This is a genomic window from Niastella sp. OAS944 (assembly GCA_024809215.1).
Taxonomy (GTDB): Bacteria; Bacteroidota; Bacteroidia; order Chitinophagales; family Chitinophagaceae; genus Niastella.
The window spans coordinates 214,250-238,300 of record JANUBW010000011.1; the positions used below are offsets into that span (position 1 = coordinate 214,250).

A 24,051-nucleotide genomic window follows, 5' to 3' on the forward strand; every position below is an offset into this window, starting at 1 on the left:
CAAGTCAATTAAAATGTTACGTTAATACCACCTACAAAAGAGCGGCTTTTTGGATAAGCGGAATAATCAACGCCAGGTGTTACCGGCGGGCTTCTGCGGGCATCAACTTCAGGATCGAACCCTGTGTAATTGGTCCAGGTGTGCAGGTTATATGCCGTTACGTATACCCGTACGCTGCCAATGTGCGCGCGTTCCAGAATACTTTTAGGGATGGTATAACCTACGGTTATGGTATTCAAACGCAGGAAAGAACCGTCTTCAATAGCCCATGAATGCAGGGGTGTTACTGTCATTAAAGGACTCCAGATAGAAGCATTCTGATTTATGTCCATCAGGCGTTGCGGATTGGCATTGGCGCCCTGGGCCACATTCAAACCGGTTTCAGGATCGATGATCGTAAAACGATGGTTCAGGTCCATATCGGCCAGAATGTTCTGGTATTTTCGGCTGAGCAAAAAGGTTGTATAATCTATTTTATTAGCATTATAAATATCGTTGCCATAGGTCCAGTTAAAAAACGTCATAAAGTCGAAGTTCTTATAACGGGCGTTCAAACTAAACCCACCCTGGTGTTTGGGGTTGGCATTTCCAATCACCGTTCTGTCGTTCGCATCGATCTTGCCATCGGGTTTACCTTCGGCACCACCTGAAATATCTTTAAACTTCAAAATACCAGGACCGAAATAAGATGGAGAGATCACTGCGCTATTATCGGGCACACCGCCAACCAGGTCCCATTTCTTTGTGGTGTTGTTGAAAGTGAAATCATCAAACGTATACATGCCATCGGTTACATAACCATACATTTGACCGGTAGGCTCTCCGGCTTTTATCAAATAGTCTTCCAGTGGTTGGGCAGTACCATTCCAGCCAGACGAATATAATTTATAATTCAGATCACCATTGGGAAAATCATCAACCCGGTTTTTGTTGAAGCCAATGTTAAATGATGCGTTCAGGCTGAAGTCTTTTGTATTAACGATACTACCATTGAGGGTGAGTTCAATACCCCGGTTGGTTGTTTGTCCTACATTTTTTAACTGGCCGGTATAACCCGAGTTTGTTGGTACAGGCTGTTGCAACAACAGATCGCGGGTTGTGGTCAGGTAAAGTTCAACACTACCACTCAGGCGGTTGTTAAGCACAGTGAAGTCAACGCCGGCATTTCTGATTACAGAAGTTTCCCATTTCAGCTCGGGATTGTAAAGTAAGTTGTCAGGGATAAAATTACGTGCTTCCGCTTCGCCCAGGTAATACGGTTTATTTTCATTGCTGGTGATATATTTCATTTGCCATTGGCCGGGCGGTATCTGGTTGTTCCCGGTTTCGCCATAGCTCAAACGCAGTTTCAACTGGTTTAACCAGGAAACGTCATGCAAGAATTCCTCCTCAGAAATTTTCCACGCAGCGGTTCCGGCACTGAAATACCCCCATTGGTGTCCTTCTGCAAATTTGCTTGAACCATCGGCACGAACGGTGGCATCAAAAATGTATTTGTTGTTTATTTCATATTTAACACGGCCAAAATAAGAACGCATCCGCTGGTCTGCAGCAATATAAGTTACCGTTGGTATGGGCGTACCAAAATTCATATTGGCCAACGCATCCTCATACTTCATATTGGTAGGGAAGAAGCGCGATTCGTTGGTTATTGTTTTATACCCGCTCGACAAGATCTCCTGCCCTACTACTACATTCAGATTATGTCTTGGAAAAATGCCGGCTTTATCAAATGTGAAAAAGTTAGAGATGCGATAAGAAGAGCCGCTCAGCGTATAAATATTGGCAATGGGCTGACCAGCATATTGCTGGGCCTGTGAGGTATGAGGGCCCCACACATTATCGGTACGTTCGTTCCTGAATTCAAAGCCGCCTTCTGAACGGAAACTTAAGAATGGAAATATTTTCCAGGTAAGCCCGCCGTTGAACGTACTGTTCAACCGGCTTTGTTTTTTATATTCATCGTTTGCCGATGCAAGTGGATCGTATAATAAACTTTGATCTTCGGCAGTAATGGCATCATCATCAATAACACCCTGATCAAATTCACTTATACCGCGGGTAGGTGCATATTTAATAGAGTTACGTAAACGGGTAGTGGCGCCGGAGCCTACGTTTACCCCTGCCCCATCAACCTTCATCCAGCCAAGGCGGGTATTGAGGTCGAAAGTAAGTTTAGGATTGATCTCGCCATTGAGTTTAAAATCGAGATTGTTTCGTTCATAACCAGAACCGATCATAACACTCTCTTCCTTGTTACGGGTAAGGTTCAAACTAAAACGTGCGTTTTTGGCTCCGCCACTCAACCCCACATTATAATATTGTTGTTTGGCATTGCGGCCGAATACTTCATCCTGCCAATCCCTTCCTTTTATTGATTTATAAATATCAAGGTCTTTAAAATTACCATAGTAATTTTCGAATGTGGATGACTGATCGATCTCATGTTGATAACGCACGTACTCATACGGGTTCAGCACTTCCAGCTCTTTGGTTATTTTTCTGAAGCCATTGTAAGCATTTACGTTAACATTGATCTTACCGGCCTTACCTTCTTTGGTTGTAATGAGGAATACCCCATTACTGGCGCGGGAACCGTAAATAGCGGTGGAGGCGGCATCTTTAAGGAAGGTAAATGTTTCGATGCTCGACATGGCAATATTGTTGATATTGCTAACAGGAAATCCGTCTACTATATATAGCGGTGAATTGTCCTGTGAAATAGAAGTACCACCACGCAGGCGTACTTTAATTTCGGCATCGGGTGAGCCTTCTGTTGTGGTGATCTGCAAACCGGCAATTCTACCTGTAAGGGCTTCAGCCGCATTGGCCACCGGTGTTTTCATCAGCTCTTTACCACTAACAATAGCTACTGCGCCGGTAAGGTTCTTTTTCTTACTGCTACCGTAACCAATAACAACTACATCTTCCAGGCTGCTTTCTTCTTTTTCCAGCTGCACAGTAACGTCGGCTGAACCATCGGTTGCTACCTCCTTTTTTTGGTAACCCAAATAAGTGAAGGTTAGCACCACTTTACCCGATGTACTGTTAACCGTTAATTTAAAGTTTCCCGAACCATCGGTTTGTGCACCGTTGTTGGTACCTTTTACCAACACGCTTGCGCCGGTGATAGCAACACCTTTGTCGTCGTTTACAGTACCTCTGATTGTTCTTGTTTGGGCAAAAAGGAAAATGGGAAAGAAGAAATGAAGGACTACCAAAGTAATTCTCATACTCATATGGCTAGGTCATTTTGGGGTTTCGTACAGCCTTAGGCGGCGTTTTCACAAGCCGGAACCTGGCGTATTTAATAATTAACAATCGCTTTTAACATGAATCCAATGTCAATTATAGCGAGGTATTTCTTAAAATCTAACAATCGTCAGTCTTTTTTCTATGCAATCGTTCCCGGCAACGTTGTAAATGACGGAGACTAGTTGGAAAGACCATGACAAGTTTTAAGAAAATGTTTTCGTATGTGCCGCGAAAATTGAAAGGGTGAGCCCCCATGACGGAGACCCACCCTGTAATTGTCCATTGCCTATTGTCTATTGATTATTGATACCCCGGATTCTGCGTCAACTGTCCCTGGTAGGCCGACAGTGTTGCCTGATCGAAGGGATATAACTCACTTTTGCCTGAAACAAAAAAGCTGGCGAAGCCTGTACTCAAAGGTTTGTTATCAATAATTGGAGTTGCTAAATAACCCCGCCAGGCCACTGCCGTCCAACCCGTAAGGGGTGAAGGTTTCTGTTTGGGCTGCCAGAAAGGCTGCGCTGTTACCGACGTATTTGAACCATTATAAAACTGTACCTCTTCACCTACGTTTTTATAATAAATAGTATCGGGCACATTGGCGTATACACCGGCGCCGGCCTGCATATCATCAATCTTTTTTCGTGTATCGGCAAGTTTAGCTGCCAGCTGGCCCCAACGCAACAGATCGTATTTGCGTATGCCTTCATGTCCAAACTCAAGGTAACGCTCATTGGCAACCGCATCAAAGAATGCAGCCTTGGCAGTTGGCGTAGTACCCATTTTACTTTCATTACCTTTATAGGCTCTTCTTCGAACTTCTTCAAATGCACTGATAGCCTGTGCGGTTGGGCCGCCATTTATTTCATTCACCGCTTCGGCATACATCAACAGCACATCCGAAAAACGGATCATCGCCCAGTTGTAGCCTACATTCAACACAGTACCGGGCAGTAAAGGCACGCGCCAGTCGCGCCGGTATTTACCGGTGTTCAATTCACTAATGCGGCGTACTCTTTTTACATTGGTTGCATTGGGCACCTCGTACCACGTAATGGTTACATCGCGACGCAGGTCTACCGAATCGAATGCATAAAAATAATTGGGCAACATAGTAATACCGCCGCCACCGGCGCCATAACGCGATGCATTGTTGAGCACAGGCCCATCGTAATTGCCCATACGGCTGTCGCTGTTACCATTACCACCACCGGCGCCTACTTCAAAAAGTATTTCACCCTGTGGGTCATATGCAAAGCTTGTTACTTTACGCCAGATGTCCTCATAACTGGGGTTCAGGGTATGCTGATCTCTTCTCGCCATCAACTCTTCACATTCTTTTTTGGCTATTTCATAATATTTCAGATAGTCGCTGTGGCGCTCTATCTGGCCATTGCCACGTAATGAATAACCGCCTCTGAACAAAGCGATCCTGGCACGCAATGCTTTGGCTGCGCCTTTTGTTATGCGTTCGTTGCGGGCAACTTCTGTTCGCCAGGGCAACATGTCAATAGCGGTTGCCAGGTCGGCAATGATCTTATCGTATGTACTATCGCGATCGTTACGTGGAATAAACAAACTTGTTTGTTTATACGAGGGTATCATTGGCGCCGGCACATCGCCCCAGTTGCGGATCAGTTCAAATAAAAACTGCGCCCGCAGCGTAAGCGATTCTGCATACAATCTTTTCAATTCTTTTTTCTCGGTATCGGTGCCATCGGTATACAGTTTCATTTGCGGTATTTGCTCAATACACAAATTGGCCTTTTCTACCCCACGGTATAACTGGCGAAAGGGATTAGAGATCTCTGCATTGGTCAATAACAATTGATACCGGCCAACTCCGCGGCGACCGTTGTCGATACCGCCACTTACAATGCCTTCATCAGAATCATAAGGGTAATACATGCTGATGCGAATACCATATCCATTGTCGCCCTGTAATTCATCATATACACCCACAACGGCCATGGTGGCGTTGGGCACATCTGTAAACACTTCAGGAATGGTATAACCCGACTCCGGTTCAACCTCAGTATACTTTTTGCAACCGGATGCAACGGATAACAGAACCAATATAATAGAGGCGGTAATTATTTTATGCAATCGTATATGCTTCATACGTCATTCGTTTTTTTGTTAGAAAGTAACATTTACACCAAACACCCAGGTACGTGAACGGGGATAAGCGGCAAAGTCAACACCCGGTGTTAACGGATCAGTCCTTCGGGCCGTTACATCGGGATCGAAGCCCGAATAACTGGTGAGTGTTGCCAGGTTGTTCACAGTAGCAAACACGCGGAAGGTGGAGAGCTTTATTTTATTGATCACCGTTTTTGGCAATGAATAACCCACTGTAAGGTTGTTTATACGCAGGTAAGAACCATCTTCCACAGCCCATGAATGCAACCACCAGCGTTGTACCCGTACAGGTGTCCATATTTTAGCGTGCTCATTAAGCGCCGCCAACTCTTTAGGATCGGTAACCCGCACACCCTGATCGTTGATATTTGTCCACCTGTCTTTCATAATATTCAACATATTCAGGTTGGGAAAAGCGCCGTCGGTCCACTCAAGTATGTTAGCGTTGTAAATGTCATTTCCGTAAACAAAATTCACAAACACACTCAGGTCGAAATTTTTATAAGAGAACTGGTTGTTCCAGCCGCCGGTGAATTTCGGATTGGCGTCACCGATAACGGTTCTGTCGTAATCGGCGGTTATTACGCCATCGGGCACGCCGTTGGGGCCACTGATATCGCGCCACTTTAACATACCAGGCTGAGGAGTTCCATATACACTGTTACTGGCAACAGTTGGTTTTATTGTGTATATACCGGCATTGTAATTAAAATCATCTATCGGGTAAAAACCTTCGGTTATAAAACCATACATTAAACCGGCAGGCTGTCCTACTTTTACCAGGTAGTCATCTACACCATCGCTACCCTGCCAGCCTGAGTTACGGGTAAGAAAATCGGGGCCACCTAAATTCTCTATCTTGTTCTTGTTAAAGGAGATATTGAAACTGGTGTTCCAGGTAAAATCTTTTTGCGATACCGGTATTGCGTTTACCTGGAATTCAACCCCGCGGTTGCTGGTAGCGCCCAGATTCTGCAACTGTGTGGTATATCCTAAAGTTGGTGGAATGTTCACCGACAGCAACAGGTCTTTGGCCGAGTTCTTATAAACATCTACCGTAAAGTTTAACCGGTTGTTCAACAAGGCCAGGTCCAGGCCAAGGTTCATAGTAGTATTGCGTTCCCAACGTAAATCGGGGTTACGCAGTGCGGTTGGGGCCACACCGGGCTGTATAATATGGTTGAAGGCATACTGACCGGTTACGCCGTATAATTGCAGGTACAGCAGGTTATCAATGCGATTGTTGCCCACCGATCCGTAACCGAAGCGCAGTTTTGCATCATTGAGCCATGTAATATCTTTCATAAAGTCTTCCCGGCTAAAGCGCCACGCTACCGAACCTGATGGGAACACCAGCGTTCCGTTATCGCTGCTGAATTTTGAGGAACGATCGGCCCGCAGGTTAAAGGTGGCTGAATATTTATCATCAAATTCATAACTGGCGCGGCCAAACAATGAGAAGATGCGGCTGGGCGGTTGTTTAAAGGTAGTTGGCAATGGCTGTGACGAACCGGGCGGCGCAGCACCGGCGCCCATATTCTCCAATGCTTTTTCTGCTGTAATGTCCGATGGGAAATAGCGCGTTTCAAATGTGCTTTGACGGCTTCGCTGGTCAACAACCTCCTGCCCCACCAGTACGCTGATATCGTGTTTACCTTTATAATTGGTGAGATTATATTGCAGCGTATTGGAATTGCTGAGCGTATTGTTGTATTGTTCGCCTATTGATGCCGTTGGCAGCGACGCAAAGTTGCGGGCGGTTGAGGTTATCTTGCTAAAGAACTGATCGGATTCCACTACCGAATTATCATAACCAAAGGTTGATCTGAACGTAAGGTTCTTCACAATGGTATAACTGAAAAATCCGCTGAGGTAAGTAGCCTTTGTAAATTGCTTCCTGTATTCAGCCTTTGTTAATATTACCGGGTTAATGGCGCCACTGGAAGCGAGAAAATAAGCTTCGTCAAAATCATCGATACCACCTGTAGCTGTTGGCAATTCGAACGGACGGTAATTGATGGCATGGCGCATACGGTTAGTGGCGCGGGTGCCGCTGTTGGTGGTGCCTGCGCCTCGAATAGTTTGATCGAGATAGCGGGCATTGAACCCGATCTTTAATTTATCCGAGGCTTTATGATCGAGTTTGAAGTTCACCAGGTAACGATCGAAACCTGATTCAATTTGAATACCATCTTCTTTATTGGCGGTAAGACTTAAATTATATTGTGTATTATCATTGCCGCCATTCAGCGAAACGTTTTGATTGCTGAATTTAGCATCGCGGCCAAACACTTCCTTTTGCCAGTTGATCATTGGAATATCTTTGTACACATTCAACGTATCCCAGGTGCGACCATAGGTTTGTACAAAGCTGGTGCTATCGGCTATGTTACCGCGGCTTCTTTCATATTGCCAGCGCACAAAATCGTAAGGGCTCATAACGTCCATGAACTGGGGCAGTTCGCGCCAGCCGAAAGAACCGTTGTAGTTGATCTGCGTTTTTCCCGAACGGCCACCCTTGGTAGTTATGATGACCACCCCATTGGCAGCACGGGCGCCATAAATAGCCGTGGTTGATGCATCTTTGAGTACGTCGATAGATGCAATGTCCTGTGGCGAAATAACACTCAACGCATTTTCAACCTGCACTCCATCCACTATATATAATGGTGAGTTGTCTTGCGTAATGGAGCCGCCGCCACGTACCCGAACAATGATGTCGGAACCGGGTGCACCTTCCGATGCAGTCACCTGTACCCCGGCCAACCGGCCCTGTAATGCTTCGGCAGCTGATGAAAGGGGCACATCTTTAATTTGCCGGCCTGCCAGCGATGAAACCGAACCGCTTACTTTACTACGCGGAACGGTTTGGTAACCGATCACCACTTCGGCCAGTGTGGTGGCATCGCGTTCGAGCTGAACCTTTAACTCTTCCTTGTCATCGGCGGTTACGGTTATGGGTTTGAACCCAACACTCGACAAGGTTACACTTACATTTCCCGAACCGGTGATGGGTATGGAAAAATGTCCGCGGGCATCGGTTTGTGCCGAGCGTCCCCCTTTCACGCTTACTGTAACGTTCGATGCCGGTTGTCCCTTATCATCGGTTACAGTACCAGAAATTTGCCTCGTTTGAGCCTGAAGAAAAAATGGAATGAATAGTAGCAGCGCTAGTAATGGTTTGAATTTACTCATATGGCGACACTTTTAGGTTTTAAGCAATAGAAGGCTTTGCGAAAAGCCGTTTAACAGGCAATCGTTTTAACCACCAGCCAAAGGGTGGTCAACTGCATAACATGCACAGTACGGGGTATGCGAAGGTCTTTGCTACGCCCAAATACAGGGCCGCCTCAAAATCAGTGGGTTCGGAGAAAGGGCTGATAGTTATGGGAGAATAACTACCAACAAGGGAGGTACAAAAAGCCGGTATAACAATACTTAGGTCCTATCGGGAATAAATGACGTCCAATATTCTAATTCAATTTTAACCAGATATTTTTGAATATTACAGTTTCCACATGGCTTTTTCTGTGCAATCGTTCCCGGTACCAATTGACAACTGGCAATAGACAATAGGCAAAGAGACTCGGGAATATTAGGAGGGCCCGAAAATCGGCAACCCTTGCTTCCGGCAAGCCGGGACCTATTGCAAATTGCAAATTGATCAACAGTCTTATTGAAAAAGACTATTTTTATCTGTACTTTGCTGCCACACTGTGAAATTTGAGACTGTAACCATAAAGGATATTGCCAGGGCGTTGGGACTTTCAACTTCTACCGTTTCGCGTGCATTGCGCGGTAGCTACGAAATAAGCCCCGAAACAAAAAAACTGGTACTTGAATACGCCGAGAAAATTAATTACCGGCCCAACCCGATCGCTTTAAGCCTGAAAGAGCGCAAAAGCAGGTCGATTGGGGTAGTAGTTAGCGAGATTGCTAATACGTTTTTCTCGCAGGCGATCAATGGAATTGAATCCATTGCGTACAACCGCGGGTACCATGTTATTATTTCCCAAAGCCACGAATCGTACGAGCGGGAAAAGGTGACCATTCAACACCTGGCCTCGCGATCGGTGGATGGGTTGTTGGTATCGCTGAGTAACGAAACCATCGATCTTTCGCACTTAAAGGAGCTTCATGACAAAGGGCTGCCGGTAGTTTTCTTCGACCGCATTACCAATGAAATAAATACACACAAGGTAACCGCCAATAATATAAAGGGCGCTTTTGACGCTACCCAACATTTGATAAATAAAGGATTTACCCGTATAGCGCATGTTACCAACTCGCAAAACCTAAGTATTACCAAAGAAAGATTGCAGGGGTACCAGGAGGCATTGCAAAAGAATAACCTGCCCTTTGATGAAAAGCTGGTGCATTATACCCTGCATGGCGGTATGATATATGAGGAAATTGAGGATGAGATAAAGAAAATGTTCGGCGGCCGCCAAAAACCCGATGCCATTTTAACGGCCAGCGATCGTATTACAACTTCCTGCCTTACAGCGTTAAAGGCTGCCGGCAAAAAAATACCTGAAGATATTTCGGTGGTTGGTTTTACCAATACCAATATAGCCGAGTTGTTTAACCCGCCATTATCGGCAGTGCGCCAGCCGGCATTTGATATGGGCCAGGCGGCTACCGAGTTGCTCATTTCTATTATTGAAAGCAAACGGCCGGTTACAGAGTTTGAAACCAGGATACTGGATACGGAACTTTTTACAAGGGAGAGTTCGGAACATCCACCGGCTTCTTAGTCTTAGTTTTAAGTTCTCAGTTTTGAGTTTCGGGTTTCGGGTTCCGGGTTTCAATCCACGACTTAATGTTTCATATCGATCGTTTCGATCTTTTAAGCCATCGTTCAATTTGTTTAAGCCTGCCTTTTGATGTTTTAAATGGTCATCTTTTTCAATTTACCCATCGTTTAATTTTTCAAATTGGTCGATTTGATCTTTTAAGCCATCGTTCAATTTGTTTAAGCCTGTGTTTTGATGTTTTAAATGGTCATCTTTTTCAATTTTGCCATCGTTTAATTTTTCAAATTGATCGATTTGATCTTTTAAGCCATCGTTCAATTTGTTTAAACCTGCCTTTTGATGTTTTGGATGGTCATCTTTTTCAATTTTGCCATCGTTTAATTTTTCAAATTGATCGATTTGATCTTTTAAGCCATCGTTCAATTTGTTTAAGCCTGCGTTTTGATGTTTTAAATGGTCATCTTTTTCAATTTACCCATCGTTTAATTTTTCAAATTGGTCGATTTGATCTTTTAAGCCATCGTTCAATTTGTTTAAGCCTGCCTTTTGATGTTTTAAATGGTCATCTTTTTCAATTTACCCATCGTTTAATTCAATTGAACGATCGTTCAATTGTTCAAACCGATCATTTAGTGTTATGAATTGATCAATTTGATCTTTTAAACCGTGGCTTAATTGAATTAAGCCATCGGTTGATCTATTAAATGTCACACTTAATGTTTCAAATTACACTAATAACGATTTTTCAAATTATCTTCACTTTATGCTTACGCAGGATGAGATTAAAAAATTAGTAGCGCAACAGGCAGTTGAATTGGTTCAAAACAATATGACTGTTGGTATTGGTACAGGCTCAACGATCTACTGGCTTATTATGGAGCTGGGCGAACGTGTAAAACAAGGCCTGTTCTTCAGGGCCATTCCTACTTCAAAAAGAACAGCCGCCCTGGCTGCCGAACAAAATATTCCACTGGCCGAACTGAACGACGTTACTTCTATAGATATTACCATCGATGGCGCCGATGAAATTGACCCCAACCTGCAACTAATAAAAGGCGGCGGCGGCGCCCTGTTACAGGAAAAAATGGTAGCGGCTGCCTCCCGCGAACTCCTCATCCTCGCCGACGAAACAAAGCTGGTTAAACAGCTGGGCAAATTCCCCCTGCCCCTTGAAGTAATTCCCTTTGGCTGGAAACAGGTACAACGGAAAATAAAAGAAGTATATCATATTGAAGCCTCCTTACGGATTAAAGATAATCAGCCTTTTGTAAGTGACCACGGCCACTACATTCTCGACTGCCCCTTTCAGCAAATTGAAAACCCCGATATTTTATCATATGACCTCAACGCCATCCCCGGCGTGGTTGATAATGGTTTGTTTGTGAATATGGCGGACCTGGTGTTGGTGGGGTATGGGGATGGTAGAACAGAGACGCTGCATCGTTAGTTGACGAGTTGACTGGTTGACGAGGAGTTGACAAGTTAACACGTTGACAAGTTAACAAGGAGTTGAAATGTTGATATGTTGAAGGGAGAGCCTGTTCCAGATCAGATTTACTTTTCGTACCTTCAACTATATCAGATTCACCCAACCAATGCACAAAAACAAACTGAGCGGCACAGATCACCTGTACCTGCAGATCGCGGGCAACCTTGAACAGATGATCCAGAATGAGATCCTAAAGATCGGCGACAAGCTGCCTTCGGTTCGCATGCTGAGCGATGAATATGGCATTAGCATGGGCACCGCCTTTCAGGCTTACTATTATCTCGAGGGAAAAGGTCTTATTGAATCACGACCAAAATCGGGCTACTATGTTCGCTTTACGCAAAAACGCTTTCCCGCTTTACCCGCGGCGCCCAGGCCTGAATCATTGGCCGATTCCATCAGCGTGGATGATATGATTGCCGCTGTTTTTAAAAAACTAAGCGCTACCGATGTTACCAACCTGGCCCTGGCAGCCCCAGGTGTTGAGTTGTTACCCCTGGCCAAACTGAACAAATCGCTGGTGCATGCTTTTCGTCACTCCCCTACCAGTTGTGTTCAATATGAAGATGTACAGGGTAATCCCGAATTGCGGAAACAGGTTGCTCGGATGGCTTTTAACTGGGGCGGAAAAATAAATGAGAATGACGTGGTGGTCACAGCCGGTTGCATGGAAGCATTGTCGCTTTCGTTACAGGCGGTTACCCGGCCAGGAGATACTGTTGCGATTGAAACGCCCACCTTCTTTGGCATTTACCAGGTAATGCAAACGCTGGGACTGCATGTAATTGAGATACCTACAGATGCAGTCACCGGAATTGATTTGAACTATTTGGAAGAAGCCATCAAAAGATCGAATATCAGGGCTTGTGTGTTTGTGCCCAGCTTCAACAATCCGCTCGGCTGTTGTATGCCCGATGAAAATAAAAAGGCGTTGGTTGAACTGATCACCAAACATCGCATACCCCTCATTGAAGATGATATCTATGGAGAGTTGTATTTTGGTCATCATCGCCCGCGCTGTTGTAAAACTTATGATACTGAAGGCTGGGTGCTGTATTGTTCTTCTATAAGTAAATCGCTGGCGCCGGGTTACCGCATCGGCTGGACGATACCCGGCCGCTTTAAAGAAGAACTTATTCGTCTTAAAATGCGACATACTATTTCGGGTGTTACCATTACCCAACATACCATGGCGCACTTCCTGGGCATAGGCCGTTTTGATTATCATTTGAAAAAATTGCGCACGGCGTTGCACACCCAACAATTGCGTTATGTGCAGGGCATTCTCGATCATTTTCCTGCAGACACTAAAATATCGCGGCCGCAAGGTGGTTTTGTATTATGGCTTGAACTGAATAAAAAGGTGAACACCTTTCACCTGTACCAGGAAGCAATGAAGTACCAGGTGTCTGTTGCGCCGGGACGTATTTTCTCTATGCGCGACCGCTATAGTAATTATATCCGTATTGGATATGGAAGACCCTGGGGTGATGAAGTTGAACGGGGGTTGAGAATTATAGGTAACCTTGTTAAGAAGATGGGTTAACGAGTTGACTAGTTGACTCGTTAACTTGTTAACTCGCCAACTTGCCTTCCATTATCACATTAGCAAATTGGATTTATGGGGTGCTCAAAATAAGCCTCTATATCGGCGTTGGAATTATAATTGCGGAAAACATGTTGTGTGCGTATGGCTAGTCTTTGCGTACAACCTTCATCGAAAACAGATTGCAGACTGTAATTATTCAGGCGCCCGATCATAATGCGGCCGGCTACTTTTTCAAGACCGGTGCGGGTATAAATGCCACAAAAGGGTTGGGCATATTCTACATCCTGGTAAACGTAAAAATCAAACTGGTTATCGCGCATGTATTCCTGCAACAGATGGTCGATGGTGGCGGCATCCAGGTCGAGCATATCGCAGGCCAGCAACAACAGGTCTTTATCGGGGTATTGCTGATGAACGCTGAGCAGTCCCTTCAGCGGGCCTTCCACTTCAGCATTATCAACCACTAAAAGTTCGGGAGAAATTTCTTCAACATAGGTATGCACCTGCTGCTCATTTACCGAATAGATCACCGGAAGGTGAAACATGGCCAGCTTCTCATGCATATGTTTGGCCCAGATGGTATTGCGAATAGGCAACAGTCCCTTATCGGAACCCATGCGTTTACTTTGGCCACCACATAATATAACACCTAACAAGTTCTCCATAGTTGTATATACTGGAAGGTGATCAATCAAAGCAATTAATCGTGCACCTTGCGATCGGCATGACCCAGGCTTTTACCCGGCGCCACCACATCGCGCACCAATTGCTTCACTTCTTTAATTTCGAGGAAACCGCCTGCTTCTTTACGATCGAAGACCTTTTGCTCTCCGATGCAAATAGTATACCGCCCACTAACCTCGCTGGGTTTCAGCATTACGCCCCCTAACTCATCAGTAAAGGTGGTCAACAACTCCTGTGCCATATAAGCCGCTCGTAATAACCAATTGCATTTTGGACAATATTCTATCGTAATAGTCGGTTTCATGTAACAAAGATAAGGGTTCAGCAGCCAAGGCGCAAGCGCCCGGCAACCAAACCCTGTTACACACGGTAGAAAAAAAACGAAGTTAAATATGATGATTTTTCGTGAATCGTGAAACGGTCCGCCAGCTGGCGGATGAAACGTGAAAGGGTTCGTTAATTTCCCAAATCCGCTCACAAACTTGCACAACCCCAATTTATTGGCGATCGCCGACAAAACGCGAGCCTCGAAATTGGACAGCCGTTTCACGTCTCACGTTTCACGTTTTACGACTGCCTTTGCCAATTGGCCGTTAAACCTTAATCCCCTCCCCTCTCATAGCCTGGAATTCCGATTTTTCCGACTCACATACCGGACACTGATATGTATCAGGTAATTGACCGAAAGGTATTCCCGGCGCTATATCGTTGATACTATCGCCATACTGTTCGTCGTACACTGTAAAACAGTGTTTGCATTGATAAACAACAGGTACATTCACTGACGCTTTGGCAACCGGGTTCTGCACCACTTCCTGCCGGTAAACACTATGTAATATTTTATCGGCCTCGGTGGTAAGGTCATAAAAATATTTACACAGCGATATCAGGTAAGCGCCCAACTCTTCCTTTTGCACACCGCTTCGAAATAAAATATACTCCCGGCTGTTGGGGTTAAAATCTTTTGTGTACATAATATCGTACCGGTTCATGGCCGCGCTTTTATTACGGCTTGTATTATTCTGTTTGGCAATTACCACCCCGCCAAACAAACCAAACAAACCCGATTTGGGTTTTGTTTTAACAGCAAAGCTGAGCCCATGCGTGCGAACATCATCTTTGTCAAACTGACGAATAATATATCGTTTAAGGTTCAGCCCTTCTTCACTCAGATCTTCAATTTGCCAGTTCAATTCATTGGCAGCATGATGTACGTTTATGCGGTACGTATTCAACACATATTCCCAGGCAGTGCGATCATTTTGGGCAATACCTTTTACAATAAGCGATTTCCAGGGCGTTATGTACAATTGCCCCACTTTTGTTTTCAAACACAGAGAAGCAATATCTTTTAAGAAAGAAACCGGGAAGCACTCATCGCGGCGATAAATACCCAACCAGGTTTTTTCGCCATAACGGTTAAAACCTTCGTAATAGGGCAATGCAAATTTTGGAATGCTCAACTCGGCGCTAACCGGCTGCATAATGAATTGTTCTTTGCTATGCACCATTTCATACAACGCATCGCCATCGGTGAGCGATTTGTTGTTTATAATGAAACCTTCCAGCAAACTGGTTATACGGGGTATATCATCTGAATAGATCAGTCCCTTCCAGCAATAAATAACCGTAGTTTTTGGAAAGCGAATGTATAAGTACCAATAATTATTTACCGGCGATGAAATGAAATTGATATTACCGGTAAAGAAGGGAATGAAACTTTGATTGGCATCAACCAGGTTCAACTTCAGTTGCGGGCGGTAATCGAATAACCCCAGAATATCTTTATAAACACCTTCGCTTAACCAGTTGGCATTTTGAAAAACATCTTCCGCCACATATGAGGTAAGTATATTGGCATACTCATCTTTATTTACTTCATAAACAACACCCAGCTGATCCAGCTCTTTGCGAAACTCTTTTTCACTGGCGCTATCGGCCCGGCAATACAATTGCTGGCGATTACCAAACTGCACCTGGTCTACCCCACATCTTTCAGCCGCTTCCATCCATGCATGCAGGTCACCGGCGGGAACAATGCCACCGGGAAGGTTTATTTTGATATGATGATACTTCCTCATTCTTTTAATTCTTTGTTCTTAAATTATGCTTCTTCGTTCTATTACCGATCGTAAAACGGCAAACGTGAAACGTGAAATAGCTCGCGAACTTTGAGATTGCCAACAAAACGTGAGCCTCGAAATTGGGCGTTTGCCGTTTCACGTTTCACGTTTCACGACATAAATGCTACTTAACCAACAAACTACTTGTAGCATTTGACAAAGTCTCTTCTAATATTCTCTGCACTTCAGGCCTGCACGAACCGCAACCTGTACCGGCGCCGGTCAATGAACACAGTTGTTTGAAATCGGTACAACCTTCATTGATCTTGTTCTTCAAATTATCACTTCCTACATTGTTACAGCTACATACCAGTTTACCCAATACCGGTTCGGCCTTTTTGCCGTTGCGTAACAGCTGCAGGCGTTTTTCATTCAGCTCAATTTTATTGGCAATAAGTTCCCTGAATTCCTGGAACTCGCTTTTATCGCCAATTAAAATGGCGCCCACAAGCCGGTCCTGGTGAATGATACATTTTTTATAATAGCGCTTTGCTTTATCTAAGAAAATGATCTCTTCATATTCGTCGTTGGGGCATTCGGGTATACCAATACTACAAAGGTCAAAGCCATGGATCTTAATAATATTCATGAACAGGCTGCCTTTATAAAAGCTGGCGATATCGCCCTGTAAATAGCGGGCTACTACATGCGCCTGTTGCTCTGCCGCTGCCGTAATACCATACAGTATACCTTCAAATTCGGCAATTTCACCAATGGCAAAAATATTGGGGTCGCTGGTTTGCAGGCGTTCATTTACAATTACCCCGCGCTGGCAATGCAAACCGGTTTCCCGGGCCAGCTCAATATTAGGTACGGTACCAATGGCAAAAACCAGGGCATTACAATCTATAACCACACCGCTTTTTAACCGAATACCTGTTAATTCACTACGACCGTAGAACAACGTCACTTCATCGTCGTAATAAACATCGCATTGCTGATCAACCATTTCTTCATGCAGCATCTGGCTTCCTAGTGGATCGAGCTGCCTGTCGAGAAAACGCGAAATACGTTGTACAATGGTTACTTTAATTCCTACCTCACGTAATGACGCTGCCAGCTCAAGCCCTAATAAACCACCACCCACAATTACCACATTGCCATCGGCCGGTACGTGGTTCTTAAATTCATCGGCATCGGTACGGCTGCGCATGGTAAAAATTCCTTTCAGCGCAGGCACATTACGTGGAACCGCAGCGCGGCTACCCGTGGCCATCAGCAACACATCATAATATGTGGTACGACCGGTTGAGTCAATGACACATTTATTTTCGCGATCTACCTTTTCTACACTTACACCTCTGTATAATTTTATATTATAACCTATTTCCTCTGAATCTTTCATTTTTACCAGCTGGTCCCAGCTTTGGGTACCACTGATATAGTCGGGCAACATCACGCGGTTATAAAAAGGAAAGTTCTCTTTACTAAAGATCACCAGTTCATCTTCACTGTTCATTTCGCGGTACGATTTCACAAAACCAAAGGCACCGGCGCCGGCTCCTATGATCACAATTCTTTGACGCGGCTTTTTAAATGGCGCTACCTGTACGGCACAATATTTAAAATCGGGCTCTTTTGAAATGGGATCTATGAGGGTGCTGGTAATGTTGTTTGCACGATTAAGATCGTTGTTCAGGATCTTACCCCAGTGCATGGGCAAAAACACCACGCCTTTTTTGATGGTGTTTGATACGTTTACCTTAACCTGTACCTCGCCCCGGCGTGAAGTTACCACGGCAATATCGCCTTCTTTCAAATGCAGGCGGCGGGCATCTTCGGGATGTATTTCAAGAAACGCCTGTGAAATATGTTGTTTAAGTTTATTTACCTTACCGGTTTTGCTCATGGTATGCCATTGATCGCGAATACGGCCGGTAGTTAGAATGAACGGAAAATCGCCATCTGGTTTTTCACTGGTAAGATCATCGGATACCGGGTGAATGATGGCTTTGGTGGAAGGGGTATAAAATATTTTGTCGGTAAACAAACGCGCAGTGCCCTGACCCGTTTCCCCTTTGGGAAAGGGCCATTGCACCGACCTCCTGGTTTTTATAGTACTATAGTCAAGTCCGCTTATATCAATATTAGTGCCTTCGGTGAGACGGGCATGCTCATCATAAATAGCTGAAGCATCTTTATAATCAAAACCTGTATAACCCATCTTCTGTGCGAAACGGCAAATGATCTCCGCATCGGGCAATGCTTCACCCGGTGCATCAACAATTTTATTCAGGTAGGTAATTCTTCGTTCAGAGTTGGTCATGGTGCCCTCTTTCTCCGTCCAGCTGGCGGCGGGCAGAATTACATCAGCATATTTGAGCGTCTCAGGTTTATTGCTCACGTCCTGAACCACCACAAACTTCGCTTTCTTCAACCCTTCCTCTGCAACACGGGCATTGGGCAAACTTACCAATGGGTTGGTACAGATGATCCAAATGGCTTTTAACTTACCCTCATTCAATGCATCGAACATTTCGGTAGCAGTAAGCCCCGGCTTGGGATTGATTGTGGTACCACCCCAAAACTTTTCTACTTCAGCGCGGTGTTCGGCATTAGCCAGGTTCCGATGCGCCGGCAACATGTTCGATAAACCACCTACTTCGCGGCCCCCCATGGCGTTGGGCTGACCAGTTAACGAAAACGGACCAGAGCCTGGTTTGCCAATATGGCCTGTAATGAGGTTGAGGTTAATAAGGCTGAGGTTTTTATTAACACCCACGGCGCTTTGGTTAAGCCCCATCGTCCACAGGCTTATAAACCCTTTGGCATTGCCAATATGTTGTGCAGCCAGTTTAATAGAAACTACATCAACACCGCAGATCTCAGCTGCTTCCTCAAGCGTACGCTGAAAAACGATCTTTTTATATTGTTCAAATCCTTCGCTGTGGTTCTTTACAAAATCAAGATCAACATCACCGTTCTCTATCAACAACCTTCCAATGGCATGGTTCAGTGTAACGTCTGTACCTGGGTTCAATTGTAAATGAACATCGGCCAGTGAACAGGTATCGGTTTTACGCGGGTCGGCAACAATGATCTTTACATTGGGGTTGGCAGCTTTATGCGCTTCAATACGGCGCCATAAAATAGGATGGCACCAGGCCGGGTTAGCACCAGTTACAAAAAAACAATCGGCCAGTTCAATATCATCATAACAACCAGGCACACTGTCTTCACCCAGCGACATCTTGTAACCAACCACGGCGCTGCTCATACATAAGCGCGAGTTGGTATCTATATTGTTGCTGCCAATAAACCCTTTAATCAGTTTATTGATAACATAATACTCTTCGGTAAGGCACTGTCCGGATACATAAAAAGCAACGGAATCAGGACCATATTTATCGATAAAGGTTTTGAATACAGCGGCAGTGCGGTCAAGCGCATCGTTCCAGCTTACCCGCTGCAATGGCATATTTTTATTATAGCGCATTTGTGGGTAGAACAGGCGGTCGCTTTTGTCGTTCACCGTATAATGAATGTTCATGCCTTTGCTGCACAACATGCCTTTATTGACCGGATGATTTTTGTCGCCTTCAACCGTAATATTCCCTCTTTTGTCCTTGTTTACAACGATACCACATCCCACGCCACAATAGCTGCAGGTTGTTGTCACCGATTCGGGATGCTGATTATTCATGGTTACCAATCTTTAATTAATGCTTTCTTTTCACTTCGTCATTCAACATTCAATATTCATCTGTTTTTCTTAGGCTCTTGCCAAAGCAGCTTCGTCTTTTAGGTTTGTAGCAGCTTCTACGCCACGTGCAGTACGCAAATGCGTTAACAGTACAACCAAACCCACCACAGCCACTCCAATGCCTATGTAAAAGAAAGCCTGTGAATAGGTTATGTTCTTTGATTTAAAAAGGAATCCAATAAGCATGGCGCCAATATTTCCACCTGCACCTACAATACCCGACACACTTCCTATGGCTTCTTTGTTTACAAATGGTACAATTGAGTAGGTACCGCCATTTGCCATTTTAAGAAACAGGGCAAACAGCAACATGGAGAAAATAGCTACAGGTAAACTACCTGCTTTTGAGAACAGTACAATACCCAAACCTTCCAGTACCAGGAAGCCCGCCAGCAACAATCCTTTTCCACGCAAACCGTAGGCTTTACCTACTTTATCGCTTACAATACCACCCAGGGCGCGGGCAAACAGGTTCATAAAACCAAAGATGCTCGCCAGCGCACCGGCCATAATAAGGGTTGCTTTATAATTATCTACAAAATAGGTAGCCGCTACGTTATCAACTGTTATTTCAACACCAAAACAGGCTGCATAAGCAATGGCCAGCACCCATGTTCTGTAATCCTTCATAGCCATTATGAAAGTGCCTTTTTTCTTTTCTTTCGTTTGGCGTTTTATTTCGCTGTAATTACCATTAGGAGTATCTTTTGTAAAGCGGTAATAAACAAATGCCATTACCAGCAAAATAGCGCCGGGCACTATCATAGCTACGCGCCAGCTATTGCCTTTGTCAATATAACCGGCGCCTACAAAAGCGGCCGCAACCAATGGCATTACAATTTGAGTAACACCACCACCCAGGTTACCCCAACCACCGGCAACCGCATTGGCTGTTCCAATTACATTGGGAGCAAACATTACTGAAGTATGAAACTGTGTTATTACAAACGAAGCACCTATGATGCCGATCACAAGACGGAACAGCAGGAACGATTCGTAACTATTGGCAAAACCAATACACATTACGGGAATAGCACCCAACACAAGTAAGATTGTATATGATAAACGGGGGCCCAACGTATCGCACAAACGGCCGATGATCAACCGGGCAATAATGGTGGCAGAAACAGATGCAATGGTAATATTACCAACCTGCTCTTTTGTTAAATGTAATTGCTCACGTACCAGCGGCATCAACGGTGCAATGCCAAACCAGCCAAAAAAGCAAAAGAAAAAGGTTAACCAGGTAATGTGGAAAGTGCGCATCTGAATGCCCTTGCCTGAGAAAATGTTCAGCTTTGACAGTGGTTGATTCATACTTCAGTGATTAATGCTTTTAAAAAAATTAGCTTAGGGTTTATTTCCTTGTTAACTCGTCAACTTGTTAACTCGTCAACCTACTCCTTTATATCGTCAATTGAAAACTTATCAATTAATAAGTTTAACAACTTATCGTGCGTTTCCATGTAAACCGGGTCATGCACAATGTCTTTCTTGTTACGCGGCCGCTCCAGGGGAACCGGCACTATTTCTTTGATCGTTGCTTCGGGCCCGTTATTCATTACCACTACCCTGTCGCTTAAGAAAATAGCCTCTTCAATATCGTGGGTAACCATTACAATGGTCTTCTCGCGATTATCGAGGTTCCATAATTTCAGCAACTCTACGTGCATGTTGCTTTTGGTCAGTGCATCGAGCGCACCAAAAGGCTCATCGAGCAACAGGATGGTTGGGTTAATGGCGAATGCTCTTGCAATGGCCACCCGTTGTTTCATACCACCCGATAAATGACCGGGCAGTTTGTCTTTATGGTCCCACAAATGCACGGTCTTCAGCGTTTGCTCAACCAGTTCTTTCTTTTCGCATTTTGATAAATTCTTTAAAGCAGAGTCCACTGCCTCATATATATTCCTGTATACAGTTAACCAGGGCAGCAATGAATAATTCTGAAAAACAATGCCTCTGTCGGGTCCCGGACCTTCTACTTTTTTACCATTGGCTATCACTTCCCCTGTTGTTGGTTTTACCATACCGCTGATAGTACCCATAAGGGTTGATTTGCCACAACCTGAGTGACCGATCAATGATATGATCTCACCTTTTTGAACGGTGAGGGAAATTTCCTTCACCGCGGTATATGTGCCTTTAAGCGTTTTAAAACTCACCGTAACATTATTTACTGCAATAGCTGTTGACGGTGTTAGTACCGGCTCCAAAATGGAGTCGGCAATATTTTGTGTTACTGTTTTAGTGGTTGCTGAGTTCATCGTTTGCCGATTTAATGCGTTAATAATTTAATTGTTTACACCGCATAGGTGAATCGCTTTTGTAAACTGGTAAATAAGCGATCGAGTAACAATCCCACCGCACCGATGATCAAAATAGCCACCAGTATCTTTCCTACACTTCCGCCATTAAATCCTTCTTCCCAAACAAAATACCCAAGCCCAATACCACCCGACAACATTTCACCGGCAACGATCACCATCCAGGCCACACCTATCGACAAACGCAAACCGGTGAATATATGTGGTAAAGTATAAGGCAACATTATTTTGGTAATGTATTTCCAAACCGAAAAACCAAATGCCTTGCCTACATTCTTATGATCCTGCGGAATGCTTGATGCACCAAACGACGTATTGATGAGCGTGGGCCACAGCGAACAAATAAAGATCATAAAGATGCTTGCCTTGGGCGAATCCTGAAATATGGCCAGCCCCAGTGGAAACCAGGCCAGTGGCGACACCGGTCGTAATATTTGCACAATGGGGTTTATGATATTCATTGCAATACGGCTGCTGCCCAAAACAAATCCTAATGGAATGGCAATTAAACTTCCCAAACCAAACCCTATCCCCACACGGGCCAGCGAGCTCAGTAATTTTGTTCCAATACCTTTATAATCGGGATCGTTTTGAAAAGGATTGGTCATAACCTCTTTGAACGTACCCCATGTTGCAATAGGTGAAGGAATTTCGCCTTTGGTTATACGCGAAACCATATCCCACATACCCAGTAACAACAACATGCCCGCCACGAAATACACCAACGACCAACCTAACTTTATTGCTTTTGCTTTCATTTGTTGATAATTGAATGGTTAATAAATCGGGTTTACTTTGGCGAAGCAACGATATATGCTTTCGGATTATTAGGGTCGAATGTTGCAGCCTCGATATTCAGCTTAAAGGGCTTCATATCATCGGCAGGAACCGGTATGTTCATGCTTTTGGCCACTTCGGCATACAAATCGTCCATAATAAGTTTATCGGCAATCTCCTTGTAATTAGCAGGCAAAGCACCGATCATACCAAACCGGGCATATTGCGCCAGGAACCAGATGCCATGCGCTTTTCGCGGAGCATTTACAAAGCCATTATTATGGAACAACATGTAATCATCTTTATATTTTTGCACGCCCAGTTCGCAACCCAAATCGTTGCTACCCATAAGGCGGGCTTCCAGCACAGTTACCGGTGCATTTACATAATTAGGCTTTGAAAGTATAGCCGCAGCTTTTTTTCGGTTGCCCATGTTATCGAGCCATTTGCAGGCTTCCAGTATGGCCTTCATCACATTCTTCAGGTCTTCGCGGCTGCCATCGGCAAATGTTTTATTTACTACCAATGCTTTTTCGGGGTGGTTCTTCCAAATATCCTGTGTGGCAATATGCGTAAAGCCAACGTTTTGTGATGCAGCCACCCCATTCCAGGGCTCACCTACACAATAACCTTCCATATTATCAACCCGCATGTTGGCTACCATTTGCGGTGGCGGAATGGTGATGATGCCAACCGATTTGGCATTAACCCCACATGCCGCCAGCCAGGTGCGTAACCATATGTCGTGTGTACCGCCGGGAAAGGTTTGAGCAAACGTGACTTCTTTTCTCGATTGCACCGATTTTACTGCAGCCGCTACTTTCTTCAGGTCTTTAAACCCAACCAGCCCACAGAAATCTTTCGACAGCGTAATTGCCTGGCCATTATTGTTTAACATCATGGCAATACGCATTTCGGAACCAGCCTTACCACCAATGCCTTCGTATACTGAGAACGGCATAGAGAACAGGCAATGTGCCCCATCCAGTTCGCCATTCAATACTTTATCACGTACATTGGCCCATGAGGCCTCTTTAGTAACCTGAACATCGAGCCCATACTTTTGAAAGAACCCCATTTCTTTTGCTATCACCAGCGGTGCGCAATCGGTTAAAGGAATAAACCCCAGTTTAATAACTTTTGCGGGCCGGTTTGTTGTGCGATTTACAAACGAGGTTGAGATAATGAAAACAACCAGCGACGCTATTAATATTTTAGATATGTTGTAAATTCTCATTGCAGTTA

At 44.6% G+C, this 24,051-nt stretch carries 15 protein-coding genes; 3 read left to right on the top strand and 12 right to left on the bottom strand.

The window, feature by feature from the left end:
- Positions 1 to 8: 8 nt before the first annotated feature.
- The 3 genes from GGD38_RS32350 to GGD38_RS32360 form a co-directional block, all read right to left on the bottom strand.
- Positions 9 to 3,239, bottom strand: coding sequence for a SusC/RagA family TonB-linked outer membrane protein (locus GGD38_RS32350; protein ID WP_375303936.1), 3,231 nt, complete (start codon positions 3,237 to 3,239; stop codon positions 9 to 11).
- Positions 3,240 to 3,555: 316 nt separating this feature from the next.
- Positions 3,556 to 5,376 carry a RagB/SusD family nutrient uptake outer membrane protein gene (locus GGD38_RS32355; RefSeq protein ID WP_375296511.1) on the bottom strand — a complete coding sequence of 607 codons (1,821 nt, stop codon included), beginning with the start codon at positions 5,374 to 5,376 and terminating at the stop codon, positions 3,556 to 3,558.
- An 18-nt stretch (positions 5,377 to 5,394) separates the two neighbouring features.
- The gene (locus GGD38_RS32360) at positions 5,395 to 8,592 is read right to left on the bottom strand and encodes a SusC/RagA family TonB-linked outer membrane protein (RefSeq protein ID WP_375296512.1); all 3,198 of its coding nucleotides are present in this window, start codon (positions 8,590 to 8,592) and stop codon (positions 5,395 to 5,397) included.
- Positions 8,593 to 9,113: 521 nt separating this feature from the next.
- On the opposite strand from GGD38_RS32360, the gene GGD38_RS32365 reads away from it, so the two are divergent.
- Positions 9,114 to 10,154, top strand: a complete 1,041-nt coding sequence (locus GGD38_RS32365; RefSeq protein WP_375296513.1) for a LacI family DNA-binding transcriptional regulator — start codon at positions 9,114 to 9,116, stop codon at positions 10,152 to 10,154.
- Between the two features lie 156 nt (positions 10,155 to 10,310).
- On the opposite strand, the gene GGD38_RS32370 is transcribed toward GGD38_RS32365, so the two are convergent.
- Positions 10,311 to 10,577 carry a hypothetical protein gene (locus GGD38_RS32370; RefSeq protein ID WP_375296514.1) on the bottom strand — a complete coding sequence of 89 codons (267 nt, stop codon included), beginning with the start codon at positions 10,575 to 10,577 and terminating at the stop codon, positions 10,311 to 10,313.
- Positions 10,578 to 10,917: 340 nt separating this feature from the next.
- Here GGD38_RS32370 and rpiA point away from each other — a divergent pair, with 340 nt between their 5' ends.
- Together rpiA and GGD38_RS32380 are read left to right on the top strand one after the other, a co-directional pair.
- The gene (rpiA, locus tag GGD38_RS32375) at positions 10,918 to 11,601 is read left to right on the top strand and encodes a ribose-5-phosphate isomerase RpiA (RefSeq protein WP_375296515.1); all 684 of its coding nucleotides are present in this window, start codon (positions 10,918 to 10,920) and stop codon (positions 11,599 to 11,601) included.
- A 148-nt stretch (positions 11,602 to 11,749) separates the two neighbouring features.
- A complete protein-coding gene (locus GGD38_RS32380; protein WP_375296516.1) occupies positions 11,750 to 13,189 on the top strand; it encodes a PLP-dependent aminotransferase family protein in 1,440 nt (479 codons plus the stop codon).
- A 59-nt stretch (positions 13,190 to 13,248) separates the two neighbouring features.
- Here the strand turns inward: GGD38_RS32380 and GGD38_RS32385 are convergent, their stop codons facing one another.
- The 8 genes from GGD38_RS32385 to GGD38_RS32420 form a co-directional block, all read right to left on the bottom strand.
- On the bottom strand, positions 13,249 to 13,857 hold the full coding sequence (locus tag GGD38_RS32385) for a molybdenum cofactor guanylyltransferase (protein ID WP_375296517.1): 609 nt from the start codon (positions 13,855 to 13,857) through the stop codon (positions 13,249 to 13,251).
- Positions 13,858 to 13,892: 35 nt separating this feature from the next.
- Positions 13,893 to 14,180 (bottom strand): SelT/SelW/SelH family protein, encoded by a 288-nt coding sequence (locus GGD38_RS32390; RefSeq protein ID WP_375296518.1) that lies wholly within the window; start codon positions 14,178 to 14,180, stop codon positions 13,893 to 13,895.
- Between the two features lie 289 nt (positions 14,181 to 14,469).
- Entirely contained in the window at positions 14,470 to 15,957 is a 1,488-nt protein-coding gene (locus GGD38_RS32395; RefSeq protein WP_375296519.1) for a rubredoxin, read from the bottom strand.
- A 166-nt stretch (positions 15,958 to 16,123) separates the two neighbouring features.
- Positions 16,124 to 19,642 carry a molybdopterin-dependent oxidoreductase gene (locus GGD38_RS32400; protein ID WP_375296520.1) on the bottom strand — a complete coding sequence of 1,173 codons (3,519 nt, stop codon included), beginning with the start codon at positions 19,640 to 19,642 and terminating at the stop codon, positions 16,124 to 16,126.
- A gap of 69 nt (positions 19,643 to 19,711) precedes the next feature.
- Positions 19,712 to 21,019, bottom strand: coding sequence for a NarK family nitrate/nitrite MFS transporter (locus GGD38_RS32405; protein WP_375296521.1), 1,308 nt, complete (start codon positions 21,017 to 21,019; stop codon positions 19,712 to 19,714).
- 80 nt (positions 21,020 to 21,099) lie between these two features.
- A complete protein-coding gene (locus GGD38_RS32410; protein WP_375296522.1) occupies positions 21,100 to 21,969 on the bottom strand; it encodes an ABC transporter ATP-binding protein in 870 nt (289 codons plus the stop codon).
- Positions 21,970 to 22,004: 35 nt separating this feature from the next.
- Positions 22,005 to 22,787 carry a nitrate ABC transporter permease gene (gene ntrB, locus GGD38_RS32415; protein ID WP_375296523.1) on the bottom strand — a complete coding sequence of 261 codons (783 nt, stop codon included), beginning with the start codon at positions 22,785 to 22,787 and terminating at the stop codon, positions 22,005 to 22,007.
- A 32-nt stretch (positions 22,788 to 22,819) separates the two neighbouring features.
- On the bottom strand, positions 22,820 to 24,043 hold the full coding sequence (locus GGD38_RS32420) for a CmpA/NrtA family ABC transporter substrate-binding protein (RefSeq protein WP_375296524.1): 1,224 nt from the start codon (positions 24,041 to 24,043) through the stop codon (positions 22,820 to 22,822).
- Between the last annotated feature and the right edge of the window lie 8 nt (positions 24,044 to 24,051).

Coding starts and splice junctions, on each gene's coding strand:
- GGD38_RS32350 (WP_375303936.1), bottom strand. CDS start 3,239: ATGAGTATGAGAATTACTTTGGTAGTCCTTCATTTCTTCTTTCCCATT.
- GGD38_RS32355 (WP_375296511.1), bottom strand. CDS start 5,376: ATGAAGCATATACGATTGCATAAAATAATTACCGCCTCTATTATATTG.
- GGD38_RS32360 (WP_375296512.1), bottom strand. CDS start 8,592: ATGAGTAAATTCAAACCATTACTAGCGCTGCTACTATTCATTCCATTT.
- rpiA (WP_375296515.1), top strand. CDS start 10,918: ATGCTTACGCAGGATGAGATTAAAAAATTAGTAGCGCAACAGGCAGTT.
- GGD38_RS32380 (WP_375296516.1), top strand. CDS start 11,750: ATGCACAAAAACAAACTGAGCGGCACAGATCACCTGTACCTGCAGATC.
- GGD38_RS32385 (WP_375296517.1), bottom strand. CDS start 13,857: ATGGAGAACTTGTTAGGTGTTATATTATGTGGTGGCCAAAGTAAACGC.
- GGD38_RS32390 (WP_375296518.1), bottom strand. CDS start 14,180: ATGAAACCGACTATTACGATAGAATATTGTCCAAAATGCAATTGGTTA.
- GGD38_RS32395 (WP_375296519.1), bottom strand. CDS start 15,957: ATGAGGAAGTATCATCATATCAAAATAAACCTTCCCGGTGGCATTGTT.
- GGD38_RS32400 (WP_375296520.1), bottom strand. CDS start 19,642: ATGAATAATCAGCATCCCGAATCGGTGACAACAACCTGCAGCTATTGT.
- GGD38_RS32405 (WP_375296521.1), bottom strand. CDS start 21,019: ATGAATCAACCACTGTCAAAGCTGAACATTTTCTCAGGCAAGGGCATT.
- GGD38_RS32410 (WP_375296522.1), bottom strand. CDS start 21,969: ATGAACTCAGCAACCACTAAAACAGTAACACAAAATATTGCCGACTCC.
- ntrB (WP_375296523.1), bottom strand. CDS start 22,787: ATGAAAGCAAAAGCAATAAAGTTAGGTTGGTCGTTGGTGTATTTCGTG.
- GGD38_RS32420 (WP_375296524.1), bottom strand. CDS start 24,043: ATGAGAATTTACAACATATCTAAAATATTAATAGCGTCGCTGGTTGTT.